Genomic DNA, 13,914 nt, shown 5'->3' on the forward strand with positions numbered 1-13,914 from the left:
GGTCACAGGTCCAGCCGCATGACGATGTCCTCGTCTGCGTGATTGCCAACCATGAAGGTGTAGGGTCCTTCCTCGACGAACCCGTATTTCGCGTAGAAGCAGCGGGCGCGGTGGTTGTCGGTGAAGACGGAGAGGTAGAGATGCTCGGCGCGGCGGCGGCGGGCCTCGTCCAGGACCCAGCGCATCAGTTCCCTGGCGGCGCCGGTGCCGTGCCAGGGTTGGAGGAGGTAGAATTGGCGCAGCTCGGTAGCCTGGCCGCGCGGTTCGAAGGGCAGGCTCGGCGGCCCGAGCTTGGCAAAGGCGGCGAACTGCCCGCCGTCCTCTCCCACCCGGACCGCGAACGCGGGATCGGCGAGCTGCTTGTCCCACTCGGCGACCGCGTGGCTTTGTAGGAAGATCGCAAGATCGGCGGGATCGTAAAGGTGGCCGAAGGTTTCGAAGAAGCTGCGCGCGCCGAGGCGGGCCAGGGCGGGCGCGTCTTCGGGCGTGGCGTCACGGAAGGTGATCATAGTCCGGCGGGCGTTGGCCATTCCGGGGCGCGGATTGCAAGCAGCTTGAAGAGGCTGCCCATCTGATCAGGCCGACACAGGCGGGCGCGGCAAGCCTCGATTTCCGCAGTACGATCGGGAGCGGCGTTGGCGAGGGCGCGTGCGCGGGCGAGGATGCCGAGTCGTTCAAGCCAGGGGCCCTGCTCGACGGGGCCGGCGACAGCGGCGCCCGCGGAGCGGGCGACTTCAGCTGTGCGCTGAAAGTCGACGTGGGAGGTGAGATCCTGTTCGCCGGGCTTGTCCAGCAAGCCTGCGAAGTGGTGGCCGCGCACGGCCTGCAGCGTGTCGCCCGGGCCAGTGGCGGTATGGCCGTAATCCACGATCAGCGCGGCGCCACCCTGCTTCGCTACGCGCCCAGCGATCTCCGCCGTCACAGCATCACGAGCGGGCGAGGTTTCGACGATCTCTCCGTCGCGGTCGAAGGCAAGCGCTCCGCCAATCACCTCCACATGGCGTTCGATCCCGGCCACATGCTGGCGAATGGGTAGGGCGTCGAGAAATTCATTGGCGACCACCAGCAGCGGTACGTCAGTCGGCAGGTCAGCGATGCTGTCGTGCCATTGGGCATGCGGAACCGCCGCGGCCTGCGCCTGGCGCAGCACTGGGCTGGTCTCGACGAAATGCACCGGCGGCTGGAGGCCAGCCGAGCGCATCGCCCGCAGCGCATCGCTTGCCAGCGTTCCGCGACCAGGACCAAGCTCGACGTAGCGCGCGCCTCGCGGCTGGCCAGCGCGCGCCCAGACGTCGGCCAGTGCGGCGCCGATCAGCTCGCCAAACATCTGGCTGATCTCGGGCGCGGTGGTAAAATCGCCCGCCGCCCCAAGCGGATCGCGAGTGGCGTAATAATAGGTGTTGCAGGCCTCCATATAAGCCTCGACCGTGATCGGGCCTTCGCTGCGGATGCGATCGTGGAGCGCGGTTTCGAGTGGGGTCAGGCGACGCTCTCCGACCCGGCGATCGGTTCGATGCGCTGGCGGCGACCCTTGGCAGTGGCCATCAGATAGGTTCCGCCGAGGATCATCGGCACGCACAGCCATTGACCCATGTGCAGGCCGGTTGCCTGCGCAAAGCCGACCAGATGCGCGTCGGGCTCGCGGACGAACTCCACGGTGAACCGGAACAGGCCGTAGAAGAGCAGGAAGGCGCCGACCAGCTTGCCCGGTTCGTAGCGCGACTGGGTACGCCAGAACATCCAGGCCAGGATGGCGAACAAGGCGACGCCCTCAAGCAGCGCTTCGTAGAGCTGGCTTGGATGGCGCGGGGGACCAATGACCTGGATGCCGTTCACCACCTCCGGAAAGCGGACCGCCCACGGGACCGAAGTCGGAGCGCCCCACAGCTCGGCGTTGACGAAGTTCGCCAGCCGGCCGGTGAACAGGCCGATGGGCACCACGCAGGCGACATAATCGTGAATGCGGAGCCAATTCAGCTTCTGCTTCCACGCGAGGTAGAGGATGCCCAGGCTGGTGCCGATCACCCCGCCATGGAAGCTCATGCCCCCGTCCCACAGCTTGAGGATCTCCAGCGGGTTCTCGAAATAGAAGCCCGGCCGGTAGAACAGCACATAGCCGAGCCGCCCGCCAAGGATCACGCCGAGCGAGGCATAGAACACCAGGTCGTCGGCATGGCGCCGCGCCATCGGGGCGCCCGGCTGGCGGATCAGCTTCAGCAGGTACCAATAACCGAGAAAGATGCCGGCGAGGTAGGCGAGGCTGTACCAGCGCAGTTCGAAAAAGCCGAGGTCCAGCGCCACCGGCGACAGATGGAGGTCGGTCCAGGCAATTCCGGCTGTTGGTGCCGTGGTCGTCATTGAAAGGCTTCCCCCATAAGGACTGCCGCCTCATAAGAGGAGCGCAGGGAAAGGCCAAGGAGACGCGAATGCCCAGTGAACTCGACCAACGCTACGATGCGGTGTTGGCCGCGGTGACTGGGCCGGGTGGGCGGATCGTCATCGAGCATGATGCCCAAGGCCGCGCGTTCGTCGGCAACTTCCCGGGCACGATGCCGTTGTTTTTCAAGACCTTCGGCATGCTCTACAGCCATGTGGAAGCCGTAGTCGCGGGCGAGGAGCGCCTGACTTTCGCGGACCTCGACCGCGTCTCGGACGAGCTGGCGCGGGCCTTGGTCGCGCACCGTGGCATCGTCAAGGGCGACCGGATCGGCATTGCCATGCGCAACTGCCCGGCATGGATCGTCAGCTACATGGCCGTGCTCAAGGCTGGTGGCGTCGCAACCTTGCTCAATGGTTGGTGGCAGGCGGCCGAACTCAACCATGCTCTGGAACTGACCGAGCCGAAGCTGATCCTGGCTGACGGTGCGCGGGTGCAGCGGATCCAGGCGGCATGCGGACCGTGGGAAGTCGTGTCGCTGGCGGTGGAGCATCAAATCCACCACGCTCTGCAGCCGTTGACGGAGGACGGGGCGCCCCTGGCGACGCACCTTCCGGAGATCGCACCGGAGGATGATGCCACCATCCTGTTCACCTCCGGCTCAACAGGGGAGGCCAAGGGGGCGCTGTCGACCCACCGGGCTGTGACCACCGGCGTCTATGCCTATGCGACCGGGTTGATGTGCCTGCTCGGCATCATGGAAACCGAAGGCCGCCCGCCGAAGAACCCGCTCCGGACCCTGCTCAACGTCCCGCTGTTCCACGTTACCGGGGAAGTGCCGGTGATGCTCAACAGCTTCGTGATCGGACGGGGCATGGTGATGATGCCCAAGTGGGATGCGGGCGAGGCGCTGCGGCTGATCGAGAAGGAGAAGATCACCTATTTTGTCGGAGTGCCGACGATGAGCCTGGAGCTGATGAACCATCCCGACCGGGAGAAGTACGATCTTTCCACATTGACCGACATCGCCGCTGGCGGCGCCCCGCGGCCGGTCAGCCATGTCGAGCGGCTGAAGGAGACCTTCGCCGAGGCGCAGCCCGCGCTGGGCTACGGGCTCACCGAAACCAATGCGGTGGGCTGTTCGAACTTCTGGGGGAGTTACGCCGCCAGGCCAGCCTCCACCGGCCGTGCGCAGAAGCCTTTCGTCGAGCTGGCGATCCTGGGCGCGCACGACCGTCACCTGGCGGTCGGCGAGCGCGGCGAGATCGCGATCCGCTCCGCGGCCAACATCAAGGGCTATTGGCGCAACCCGGAGGCCACCGCGGCGGCCTTCACCGCCGACGGTTACTTCAAGACCGGGGACATCGGCTACCTCGACGAGGACGGCTATCTGTTCATCGTCGACCGGAAGAAGGACATCATCATCCGGGGCGGCGAGAACATTTCCGCGGCGGAGGTCGAGGCGGCCTGCTACGCCTGCGATGCGGTCGCGGAGGCGGCGGTGTTCGGGGTGCCGGACGAGCGGCTTGGCGAGGTGCCGCTGGCGGTGATCCACCCGGCGGATGACGCAAGGCTGGAGGAGGCCGACCTTCGGGCCTTCCTGGAAGGCCGCCTGGCCGCGTTCAAGATTCCGGCGCGCTTCCTATTTTCGGCCGAACCGCTGCCCCGCCTTGGCACCGGCAAGATCGACCGGGTGGCCTTGAAGGCGCAGCATTCCGCTTGAAGCTCGACCGAAGGACCTTGCTGATCGGCGGGGGTGCGGGGATCGGACTGGTCCTCGCCCTAGCCGCCTGGCCGCGGCGGATCGGCGGGAGCCTGCCTCTACGGGAGGAGGACCGTGGGTTCGATCATTTCCTAAAGATCGGCACAGACGGACGGGTGACGGTCGCAGTGCCGCAGGTCGAAACCGGGCAAGGCATCTGGACCGCGCTGCCGCAGATCGTGGCGGACGAGCTTGGCGCGGCATGGGACATGGTGGCTGTGGAACCGGCGCCCTCGTCGCCGTTTTACGCCAATCCGCTGGCGGCGGGCTGGACGGCCGATGTCGTCGGCGGATGGCGCGCTCATCGGCTGAAGGGCGACGGGTCGCTGCGGATCACGGCCAACTCGACCTCCGTGCGCGGGTTCGAGGGGCCGCTGCGCCGCTCGGCGGCTACGGCCCGGGCGATGCTGTGCGCGGCGGCGGCGGACCAGTGGAACGTGGCCGCGGCCGAGTGCGATACCGCGGGCGGGTTCGTTGTCCATGAAGGCAAGCGGTTTGGCTTCGGCGCTCTCGCCGAGGCTGCTGCCGACGGCAACCCGCCCGACCCTGCGCCGCTGCGGTCAGTGGGAACCGGCAAGCTGGCGGGGCAGAGCTTGCCGCGGCTCGACCTGCCGGGGAAGACCGACGGCAGCGCCCGGCTGGCCGCCGACGTGCGCTTGCCCGGATTACTGTTCGCCTCCGTCCGGCTGGCACCGCCGGGCGGACGGCTGACCGCTTACGAGCGGGATCAGGTGAAGTCCGGCACGCGCTTGATTGCGGATGGGCAATGGCTGGCGGCGGTCGGGACAACGTGGTGGGCTGCGGAGCAGGCCTTGCGAGCAGCCGCCCCGCGCTTCACCGGCCCGAAGGGCGCGGACAGCGCGGCGCTCGAACGAGTCCTGGAAGAGGCGTTTGCGGGTGGGGAGCCGACCCGGTTCTTCGCGCGCGGCGATTTCGAGGGGGCGGCAGCCGGATCCCGCCCGCTCGCCGCAACCTATGCGGTCGGCGCCGGCGCCCACCACGGACTGGAGCCGCCGACCGCGACCGCCAGGCTGGTCGGCGACCGGCTGGAGGTGTGGGCCTCCACCCTGGCGCCAGAGCTGGCGCGGCAGATCGCAGCAACAGCGGCCGGGGTCGCGCTGGCACAAACCACCCTCTACCCGATGCCGGTCGGCGGTGGTGATGGCCGCGCGCTGGAGGCGGAGGCAGTCGGGATCGCCGCGGTGCTGGCCAAGCGGGCGGGGCACCCGGTGCAACTGATCCTCGCGCCCGAGGAGGCTCGCCGCCACGATCGCCCGCGCCCCCCGGCGCTGGCTCGACTGTTCGCGCTGCCCACGCCCGCCGGCGGGATCGCCGCGTGGAAGGTACGGATCGCGTCGGTTGGCGGGCTAACGGCGGCGCTTGGCCGGATGCTCGAAGCCGGTCCGGCGTCGGCGCTGGATGCGCGGGAATGGAGCGGTGCGGTCCCGCCTTATGCCATCGCCAATGTTGCTGTCGACGGGGTCGCCGCGGAGCTTCCGATCCGCACCAGCTATCTGCGCGGGGGCATGGACGCGCCGTGTGCCTTCTTTACCGAAAGCTTCGTCGACGAGATGGCGCGGATCGCGGGCGTCGAGCCGCTGGCCTTCCGGATGGGCCTGCTCGGCGGGCAGCCGCGGCTGGCGCGTGTCCTGTCGAACGCGGCGACGCTTGGCGGATGGGACGGGGGCGCTCCTGGCAGCACCATGGGCCTGGCGTGCGTCAGCGCATTCGGGTCGCACATCGGGCTGATCGCCAGCGCGACGCTGGGGGCCGATCAGACGATCCAGGTCGATCGGCTGATCGCGGCGGTGGACTGCGGGCGAGCGGTCAATCCGGGGCTGATCCGGCAGCAGATCGAAGGCGGGCTGCTCGCCGGACTGGCGCAGGCTACCGCCCGGGTCCCGGCATTCCGCTACGGCCTTGCCGACGGGCTGGGCTCCCCTCAGCCGCGCCTGGGGCGCGCGCCGAGGATCGAGGTGGAGTTGCTGCCCAGCCGGGAGATCGCGGGTGGGGTCAGCGGACTCGGGTTCGCGGCGGTCGCGCCGGCGGTGGGCAACGCGATTGCAGCGGCGACCGGGCGGCGCTTGCGTCGGCTGCCGTTCGACCCGATGTCGGCCGCATGATCCCGCCGCCCGACCACCCGCCGATCCGTTCACCCCGGATCGGCGTTCTCCTGATCAACCTGGGCACCCCCGATGCGCCGGAGACCGCATCCGTTCGCAAGTATCTGGCGGAATTCCTGTCCGACCCGCGGGTGATCGAAATCCCGCGCTACGTGTGGAAGCCGATCCTCCACGGGATCATCCTGCGCACCCGGCCTGCCAAGTCGGCCCATGCCTATAAGCAGGTCTGGACGGAGGAGGGTTCACCGCTGGCGGTGATCACCCGCAACCAAGCCGCGGCCTTGCAGCGGCGATGTGGCGATGCGGTCACCGTCGACTGGGCGATGCGCTACGGCAGTCCGGGCATCGGGCCGGCGATCGAGCAGCTGAAGGCGGGGGGTTGCGAGCGCATCCTGCTTGCGCCGCTCTATCCGCAATATTGCGCCGCCACGACCGCGACCGCCAACGACCTCGCCTTTGCGACGCTTGCGGCGATGCGCTGGCAGCCGGCGATCCGGACGCTGCCGCCGTACCATGACGACGAAGCCTACATCGCAGCCTTGCAGGCGAGCATCGAGCGGCAGCTTGGCGGGCTCGACTTCAGCCCACAGCGGTTGCTCCTCAGCTTTCACGGAATGCCGCAGCGGACGCTGGAACTGGGCGATCCTTACCATTGCCATTGCCGCAAGACGGCACGCCTGCTGGGCGAGCGGCTTGCGATCCAGACGGACGTGGCCTTCCAATCGCGGTTCGGTCGCGCGAAATGGCTGGAGCCCGCGACGGAGGACGTGCTTGCCGCTTATCCTTCGCAAGGAGTGACCCGCCTCGCCATCGCCGCGCCCGGCTTTTCCGCCGATTGCATCGAAACGATCGAGGAACTCGGCATCCGCGGCCGCGAGACGTTCATGAGCGCGGGCGGGGGAAGCTTTGCCCGGCTCGATTGCCTCAATGACAGCACCGAGGGCGTGACGATGCTCGAAGCCCTGGTCAGACGCGAACTTGCCGGTTGGTAGGGCGTTGCATAGGCTGACAGCAACAGGAGGAGACAGAGCCATGGCACGGGTAGCAATCGTCACCGGTGGAACCCGCGGGATCGGTGAGGCGATCAGCGTCGCTCTGCAGCAGATGGGCATGACGGTGGCGGCGAATTACGCCGGCAATGACGAGCGCGCGCGTGAGTTCTCCGAACGGACCGGGATCAAGGCGTACAAGTGGGACGTGTCCGACTATGAGGCCTGCCAGCAAGGGGTGAAGCAGGTCGAGGCGGAGCTCGGGCCCGTCGACGTGCTGGTCAACAATGCCGGCATCACGCGCGACACCACGATGAAGCGCATGGACCACCAGAAGTGGCAGGATGTCATCGACACCAACCTCGGCGGCTGCTTCAACATGGCGAAAGCGGTGTTCGAAGGCATGCAGTCGCGGGGCTACGGGCGAATCGTCAATATCGGCTCCATCAACGGCCAGGCTGGGCAATACGGGCAGGTCAACTACGCCGCCGCCAAGTCGGGCATCCATGGCTTCACCAAGGCGCTGGCACAGGAAGGCGCGCGCAACGGGGTGACGGTCAACGCCATCGCTCCGGGCTATATCGACACCGACATGGTGGCGGCGGTGCCCGAGGATGTGCTGGGCAAGATCGTGGCGCGCATTCCGGTCAACCGCCTGGGCCGGGCGGACGAGATTGCGCGCGGTGTTGCCTTCCTGGTCGACGAGAATGCCGGTTTTGTTACCGGATCGACCCTGTCGATCAACGGCGGCCAGCACATGTATTGAGCCAGCCGGTGCGGCGCTGAAATGCAACGCACTGCTGAGTTGCGCGTAGAATGGTCGAGACATGGACGGCCTGCGTTCGGCGGACAGGGCGGAGGCCGCGAATCCATTTCGCGGCGCATGTAAGCGGAGTTGGTCTTGGAAGAGGAAAGCGTCACCTACTCGCCGCCGGTCAAGCGCAGCGTCCTGATCGCCGGTCACCCGACATCGATCAGCCTGGAACCCATCTTCTGGAAAGCGCTGGAGATTGCCGCGCGGGACGCCCACCAGCCAGTCAATGCCCTAGTGGCGGAGATCGACGAAGCGCGGATGACGGTACGCGAGCCGCCGAACCTGACCTCCGCGCTGCGGCAGTGGCTATTCGGACGCGCGCTCGGCGGCTGACAGGATCGCAGCCGCGAACCGGCCCTTGGCTTCCGGCACGTTGTGCAGGAACAATGCCGGCTCGATCAGTTCCAGTTCGATGATCTGCAGCGCGCCGTCGTTGCCGCGCAGCATGTCGACCCGGGCATAGGCCGCCTCCGCCGGGGCAGCCTCGAGCGCGGCGCGGGCCAGCTCCACCGCACCCTCCGGGGCCTCGCACGCGACGCTGGTTCCGCCATGGTCCGGCTGGACACGAAAGTCGCCGGCCTTGGGCCGTTTCACCACGGCGTGGCTGACTTCTCCGCCGAACACGAACAGGGAATATTCGCCGTCGGTCGTCACCGAGCCGAGCCACGGCTGGATCAGCATGCGGTCGCCGAATACCTCCTCCGGCACCGGGTCCCCCCTGCCTAGGCGAAAGGTGCCCCAGGCGCTTGCGGAGACCGGCGGCTTGATCACCAGCTCGTCGCTGGCGAAGACGCCGTGCGCCGCGGTCAGCGCAGCTTCGTTGAGGTGGTCCACCGCAAGCGTCGGCACCGTCGGCACGCCGCTCGCTCCAAGCTCGGTCAGATAGGCCTTGTCGCTGTTCCACCGGAGCAGCGGCACCGGATTCACGACCCGCACCCGCTCCGCCTCGAGCCGGTCGAGCAGCGCCAGCCAGTCTGTGAATCGGAGGTGGTAGCCCCAGGCGACTAGCGGCAGGACCAGGTCGAATGGCGTCAGGTCGCCCGGCTGGGTCCATGGTCGGGCGGTCACCTCGGCCCCAGCCTCGCGAAGCGCCTCCGCCTCGACGTGGAACGCCCAGGCAAACGGCTCCGGGTAAGCGGGGTCCGGGATCAGGATGCACAGGTGCATCAGCGCGACAGCAGGATACGGGCCTGGTTAGCGATCTGGGCGAGCATCGGGACCGTGATGTTACCGCCGGAGCGGGCGCGGCCGACTAGGCGGCGGAACTGCTCGATCCGCGGGGCCTGCCGTTCGACCCAGCGGTCGACGGAGGCCTCCGGATCATCGCCGCGGGAGCGCGCCATCCAATCGAGCCGCAGCTGCTCGAAATCTCGCGCCAGGCCGGAGACTAGCAGCCGCTCCCACTGGTCGATCGGCTGGAAGCGCACCACTTGGCCCTGCGCCCAGTCGAGCCCGAGCGCTTCGCCGAGGCGGACATAGGCCTGGGTCAGGGACAGCTCGTCAACATCGCGGCGGGCAGCCAACGCGGCGATCCCGAACACGCCGTCCAACTCGTACAGCTTGACCAATCCACGGGTGATCTCCGGGCTCGCGCCCATCGCCAGCAGCCGCTCCTTGCGGACCTCGGCCTCGTGACGAACCTCCTCGCGGATGATCCCGCGAGCCGCTGCGTTGACCTTGGTAAGGCCCGGCTCGAGCAGTTCGATCAGCTTGCTGACGCTGGTCTCGCCGCCACCGGCGCGGAGGATATCAGCGATATGCGCCCGGATGCTCTGCCCGGAGAGGGCGAACAGCTCCAGCCGGACGGCTTCGGACACGTCCGCTTCGTCGATCCGCTTCCACAATTTACCGAGCTGCAGCAGCCGCTCCGCCACAAGGAAGGCGACTACCACCTGGCCGAGCGCAGCGCCTTCTTCCTCGGTCATGTCGAGCGCGACACTGGGGCCGAGCCGGTTGACGAAGCGGTTGGCGATCTTGGTTGCCAGGATCTCGTGCCGAAGGCGATGGGCCCGGATCGCGTCGGCATGCGCCTGCCGCATTGGCGCCGGGAAAGCGGCCAGCAATTGCTCGTCGAGCAGGGGATCGTCGGCAAGGCACAGGGCCTCGGCGGCGTCCTGCAGGCTGAGCTTGGACAGGCTCAGAAGCACCGCCAGCTCGGGTCGGGTCAGCCCGCGGCTGTCGGACACGCGGCGGAGCAATGTCTCGCTGCTTTCAAGCCCCTCCACCCGTCGATCGAGCCGCCCGGAGGCTTCCAGAAGCTCCAGCGTTCGAACCTGGCTTGGAACCGACGCAGATCCTCCGAGCTCCGCGACCGACAGCGCCAGCGTCTGAAGGCGATTGTCCTCGAGAACGAGATGCGCGACCTCGTCGGTCATTTGCGCGAGCAGGGTGTTGCGGTTTTCGAGCGTCAGCCGGCCTTCGCGCATCTCACGGTTCAGCGGGATCTTGATGTTGACCTCGTTGTCCGAACAATCGACGCCGGCCGAATTGTCGATGAAGTCGGTGTTGCAGCGGCCGCCAAGCTCGCTGAACTCGATCCGCGCCGCCTGGGTGATGGCGAGGTTGGCGCCTTCGCCAAGCACCTTGGCGCGAAGATCGCGAGCGTCGACGCGAAGCACGTCGTTGGCCGGATCGCCGACTGCGCTGTTGGCCTGGGTGGACGCCTTCACATAGGTTCCGATGCCGCCGAACCAGATGAGGTCCACCGGCGCCTTGAGGATGGCGTTGATCAGCGTGGTGGGATCGATGGTCTCGGCTTCGATTCCAAGCGCGGCGCGCGCCTCGGGCGTAAGGTCGATCTGCTTCTGGGTGCGCGGAACGATCATCGCGCCGGGTGACAGAACGGAGCGGTCATAGTCGTCCCAACTGGAGCGCGGCAGGTCGAACAGCCGCTTGCGCTCGGCCCAGCTTGCCGCCGGGGCGGGGTCGGGATCGATGAAGATGTGCCGGTGGTCGAAGGCGGCGACCAGCTTCAGCGCCTGGCTCAGAAGCATGCCGTTGCCGAACACGTCGCCCGACATGTCGCCGCAGCCGACCACCTGGACCGGCTGGGTCTGGACGTCGATGCCCATCTCCAGGAAGTGGCGCTGGACCGACACCCATGCGCCTTTGGCGGTGATGCCCATCGCCTTGTGGTCGTAGCCGTTTGAGCCGCCGGACGCGAACGCGTCGCCGAGCCAGAAGCCACGCTCCAGGGCGATCGCGTTGGCGACATCGGAGAAGGTCGCGGTGCCCTTGTCGGCGGCGACCACGAAGTAGGGATCGTCACCGTCGTGGATCACCACGCCGGTCGGATGGACCACCTTGTCGTCGACAATGTTGTCGGTGACCGACAGCAAGGAGCGGATGAATATGCGGTAGCTTTCCGTACCTTCGGCCAGCCACGCGTCCCGGTCGACCGCCGGGCTCGGCAGCTGCTTGGGATAAAAGCCGCCCTTGGCGCCGGTCGGCACAATCACCGCATTCTTGACCAACTGCGCCTTCATCAGGCCCAGGATCTCGGTGCGGAAGTCGTCCCGGCGGTCGGACCAGCGGAGCCCCCCGCGGGCGACAGGGCCGCCGCGCAGGTGGATGCCCTCGACCCGGGGTGAATAGACCCAGATCTCGCGGTAGGGGATGGGTGCGGGCAGTCCCGGCACCTTGGTGGGATCGAGCTTGAACGCCAGCGCCTCAGCCGCCGCCGGAGCAAAGGCGTTGGTGCGCAGGGTTGCGCGCACCACCGCTCGGAACAGGCGGAGGATTCGATCGTCCTCAATGCTCTGCACGCTCAGCAGCGCCTGGTCCAACGCCTTGCCATGCTGTGCGACCAGGGCCGGGCGAGTGCCCGCATCACCCGCGCCGTGGGCGGCGATGAAGCCGTCGATCAGCGCTCGGCTGGCAGCCGGGGCTCGGCGCAGCGCATCGACCACCGTGGCAAGGCTGAAGGCGACTCCAGTCTGGCGGAGGTAGCGGAACCAGGCGCGAAGCCACACCACCGGCTGCGGTTCCAGGCCGGCGAGCAGCACCAGCTGGTTGAACGCATCGTTTTCCGCGACCCCGTCGAGCACCTCCGCGATGGCGCGCTCGACCGTCTCGATCCGCGCCAGGATCCCCTCGACGTCCGACCCGGCCGGAAGCTCGACCCCGAAATCGTGGATGTGTCCAAGCGTTCCGCTGTCCAGCTCGGTCGGAACCTCGTCCAGCACGCGCAGACCGAAATTCTCCAGCACCGGGACCGCTTCGGACAGCGGGATGATGCCGCCCTTGCGGTAGAGCTTCAGGTGCAGGCGGCAGGACGGGTCGGAAGCGCGCCGGAACAGGCGGACATCGCGGCTGCTGTCGCCATCCAGCCGGGTCAGCCGAAGGATGTCCTCCGCGGCTTCCGCCGGGTCGGTGGCATTCTGATAATTGGCAGGGAAGACATGCTCGGGAAAGGTGATCCCGAGCCGGGTCGCACGGGCCGAGCCGACCCTTGCCGCCAAGGCTTCCTCGACCGAGGGCTGCCAGCCGCGCACCATGGCGTGGAGCCGCCCGTTCAGCATCCCGGTGTCCGGAAGGGACGATGCCGCATCGACGTACAGGGTGTAGCGGAGGAGGGCGAGTTCCCCCTCGCCGGTCTCTACCGACCAGCTGGTGATCCCGCGGCCGATTGCCGCTTCCAGCATGGCGCCGATCTGGATCCGGCGCTGCGTGGTCAGGTTCTCGCGCGGCAGCCAGACGAAGGCGAACACGTGGCCCTTGAGGATGCTGCGGACCAGCACCAAGGCGGGACGGGGACGGTCGGCCAGCGACATCGCCGTCAGCACCAGTTCGCGCACCGAGTCGAGCCCGAGGTTGATGAGCAGGTCGCGCGGCAGCGAGCTCACCGCGTGGCGCAGGGCCTTGCCGGAATGACCCTTGGGATCGAAGCCGAAGTCGCGGTCGAGGGCCTCGAGGCGCTGGCGCAGCACCGGGACCTCTTCGGCCGGATGGATCAGCGCCTGGCTCGTCCACAGCCCGGCGTAGACGCCGATGCCGGTAACCGTCTCGCCGTCTCGGATCGGGACCACGACCAGGTCCATGGGCACGCGGCGGTGGACGGTCGACTTGCGGTCAGCCTTGGCCAGCAGCGGAACCTCGCCCCCCGCCTCGAAGTAGCGCATCGCGCCCAGCGCCCCACCCTCATCGGTCGGTGCGCCCGGAATGCTGAAGATGCCCAGCGTCTCGGACGGGGCCGCGCCGGGCCGCTCGACTTCATAGCCGAGCAGGGTCATCGCCCCGTCGGCAAACCAGCGCATCAGCTCGGCGCCTTCCGTTCCGGCGATCGCCTCCGCGTCGGCGCGCATCCTGGCCTGAAGAGGCAGCCAGTCGGTCACCGCAAGCCGAACGTCGTCAAGCACCCGGCGGAGATCGGCGATCAGGTCCTGGCGGGTGCGAGCGTCGGCGCGATCCAGCTCGATGAACATGATCGACTCCCGCCGAGCCGCGTCGCTGCACAGCGGCTCCACCGATTGTAGCCGGCCGCCCGCATCCCGAGTGACGCAGACCACCGGATGGAGCAGGCGATGAATCGTCAACTGACGGGCAGCGATGGCATTGGACACGCTGTCGACCAGGAACGGCATGTCCTCGTTGACTACCGCGATCTGCATCCGGCGGTTGCCCACCTCGCCGCCGCCCCGTGACTTCAAGCGGACGATCGGCTCGCCGGGCTTCCGCTCGGCCGCGGCTTCAAGCAGGAAGGCCGCGGCCTCGGCCTGTTCCTCGGCGGAGAAGCCAGCGGTTTCGCCAGGAAGCGCGCCCCGCGTCAGCGCGTCGCTCAGCGCTCCTTCGAGGGATTGCGCCGCACGCTGGTCTACCGACATCTTGCTCTCGCTTTGCCAATTCGGAGG

The 13,914-nt window shown here is 67.9% G+C and carries 10 protein-coding genes; 5 read left to right on the forward strand and 5 right to left on the reverse strand.

What is annotated here, in order from left to right:
* Nucleotides 1-2: 2 nt before the first annotated feature.
* From ACFQPG_RS03495 to lgt, 3 genes are all read right to left on the reverse strand, one after another.
* Nucleotides 3-509 (reverse strand): GNAT family N-acetyltransferase, encoded by a 507-nt coding sequence (locus ACFQPG_RS03495; RefSeq protein ID WP_380810335.1) that lies wholly within the window; start codon nucleotides 507-509, stop codon nucleotides 3-5.
* Nucleotides 506-1,414: a class I SAM-dependent methyltransferase gene (locus ACFQPG_RS03500; protein WP_380810337.1), complete on the reverse strand. Its 909-nt coding sequence runs from the start codon at nucleotides 1,412-1,414 to the stop codon at nucleotides 506-508. Before ACFQPG_RS03500 ends, ACFQPG_RS03495 begins: the two co-directional genes overlap by 4 nt.
* A 65-nt stretch (nucleotides 1,415-1,479) precedes the next feature.
* Nucleotides 1,480-2,358, reverse strand: a complete 879-nt coding sequence (gene lgt, locus ACFQPG_RS03505) for a prolipoprotein diacylglyceryl transferase (protein ID WP_380810339.1) — start codon at nucleotides 2,356-2,358, stop codon at nucleotides 1,480-1,482.
* Nucleotides 2,359-2,426: 68 nt separating this feature from the next.
* Between lgt and ACFQPG_RS03510 the strand changes: the two genes are divergently transcribed.
* The 5 genes from ACFQPG_RS03510 to ACFQPG_RS03530 all read left to right on the forward strand — a co-directional run bounded on the left by ACFQPG_RS03510 (nucleotide 2,427) and on the right by ACFQPG_RS03530 (nucleotide 8,398).
* Nucleotides 2,427-4,100, forward strand: coding sequence for a class I adenylate-forming enzyme family protein (locus ACFQPG_RS03510; protein WP_380810341.1), 1,674 nt, complete (start codon nucleotides 2,427-2,429; stop codon nucleotides 4,098-4,100).
* Entirely contained in the window at nucleotides 4,097-6,262 is a 2,166-nt protein-coding gene (locus tag ACFQPG_RS03515; protein WP_380810343.1) for a molybdopterin cofactor-binding domain-containing protein, read from the forward strand. Before ACFQPG_RS03510 ends, ACFQPG_RS03515 begins: the two co-directional genes overlap by 4 nt.
* Nucleotides 6,259-7,254 carry a ferrochelatase gene (gene hemH / locus ACFQPG_RS03520; RefSeq protein WP_380810345.1) on the forward strand — a complete coding sequence of 332 codons (996 nt, stop codon included), beginning with the start codon at nucleotides 6,259-6,261 and terminating at the stop codon, nucleotides 7,252-7,254. Before ACFQPG_RS03515 ends, hemH begins: the two co-directional genes overlap by 4 nt.
* A 40-nt stretch (nucleotides 7,255-7,294) precedes the next feature.
* On the forward strand, nucleotides 7,295-8,017 hold the full coding sequence (gene phbB / locus ACFQPG_RS03525; protein WP_380810347.1) for an acetoacetyl-CoA reductase: 723 nt from the start codon (nucleotides 7,295-7,297) through the stop codon (nucleotides 8,015-8,017).
* Nucleotides 8,018-8,152: 135 nt separating this feature from the next.
* On the forward strand, nucleotides 8,153-8,398 hold the full coding sequence (locus ACFQPG_RS03530; RefSeq protein ID WP_380810349.1) for a ribbon-helix-helix domain-containing protein: 246 nt from the start codon (nucleotides 8,153-8,155) through the stop codon (nucleotides 8,396-8,398).
* Here ACFQPG_RS03530 and ACFQPG_RS03535 read toward each other — a convergent pair.
* On the reverse strand, nucleotides 8,372-9,232 hold the full coding sequence (locus ACFQPG_RS03535; protein WP_380810351.1) for a RimK family alpha-L-glutamate ligase: 861 nt from the start codon (nucleotides 9,230-9,232) through the stop codon (nucleotides 8,372-8,374). The genes ACFQPG_RS03530 and ACFQPG_RS03535 overlap by 27 nt on opposite strands.
* Nucleotides 9,232-13,887: an NAD-glutamate dehydrogenase gene (locus ACFQPG_RS03540; RefSeq protein ID WP_380810353.1), complete on the reverse strand. Its 4,656-nt coding sequence runs from the start codon at nucleotides 13,885-13,887 to the stop codon at nucleotides 9,232-9,234. Before ACFQPG_RS03540 ends, ACFQPG_RS03535 begins: the two co-directional genes overlap by 1 nt.
* Nucleotides 13,888-13,914: the final 27 nt, after the last annotated feature.

Source organism: Sphingomonas sp. GCM10030256, from assembly GCF_042666415.1.
GTDB lineage: Bacteria > Pseudomonadota > Alphaproteobacteria > Sphingomonadales > Sphingomonadaceae > Sphingomicrobium.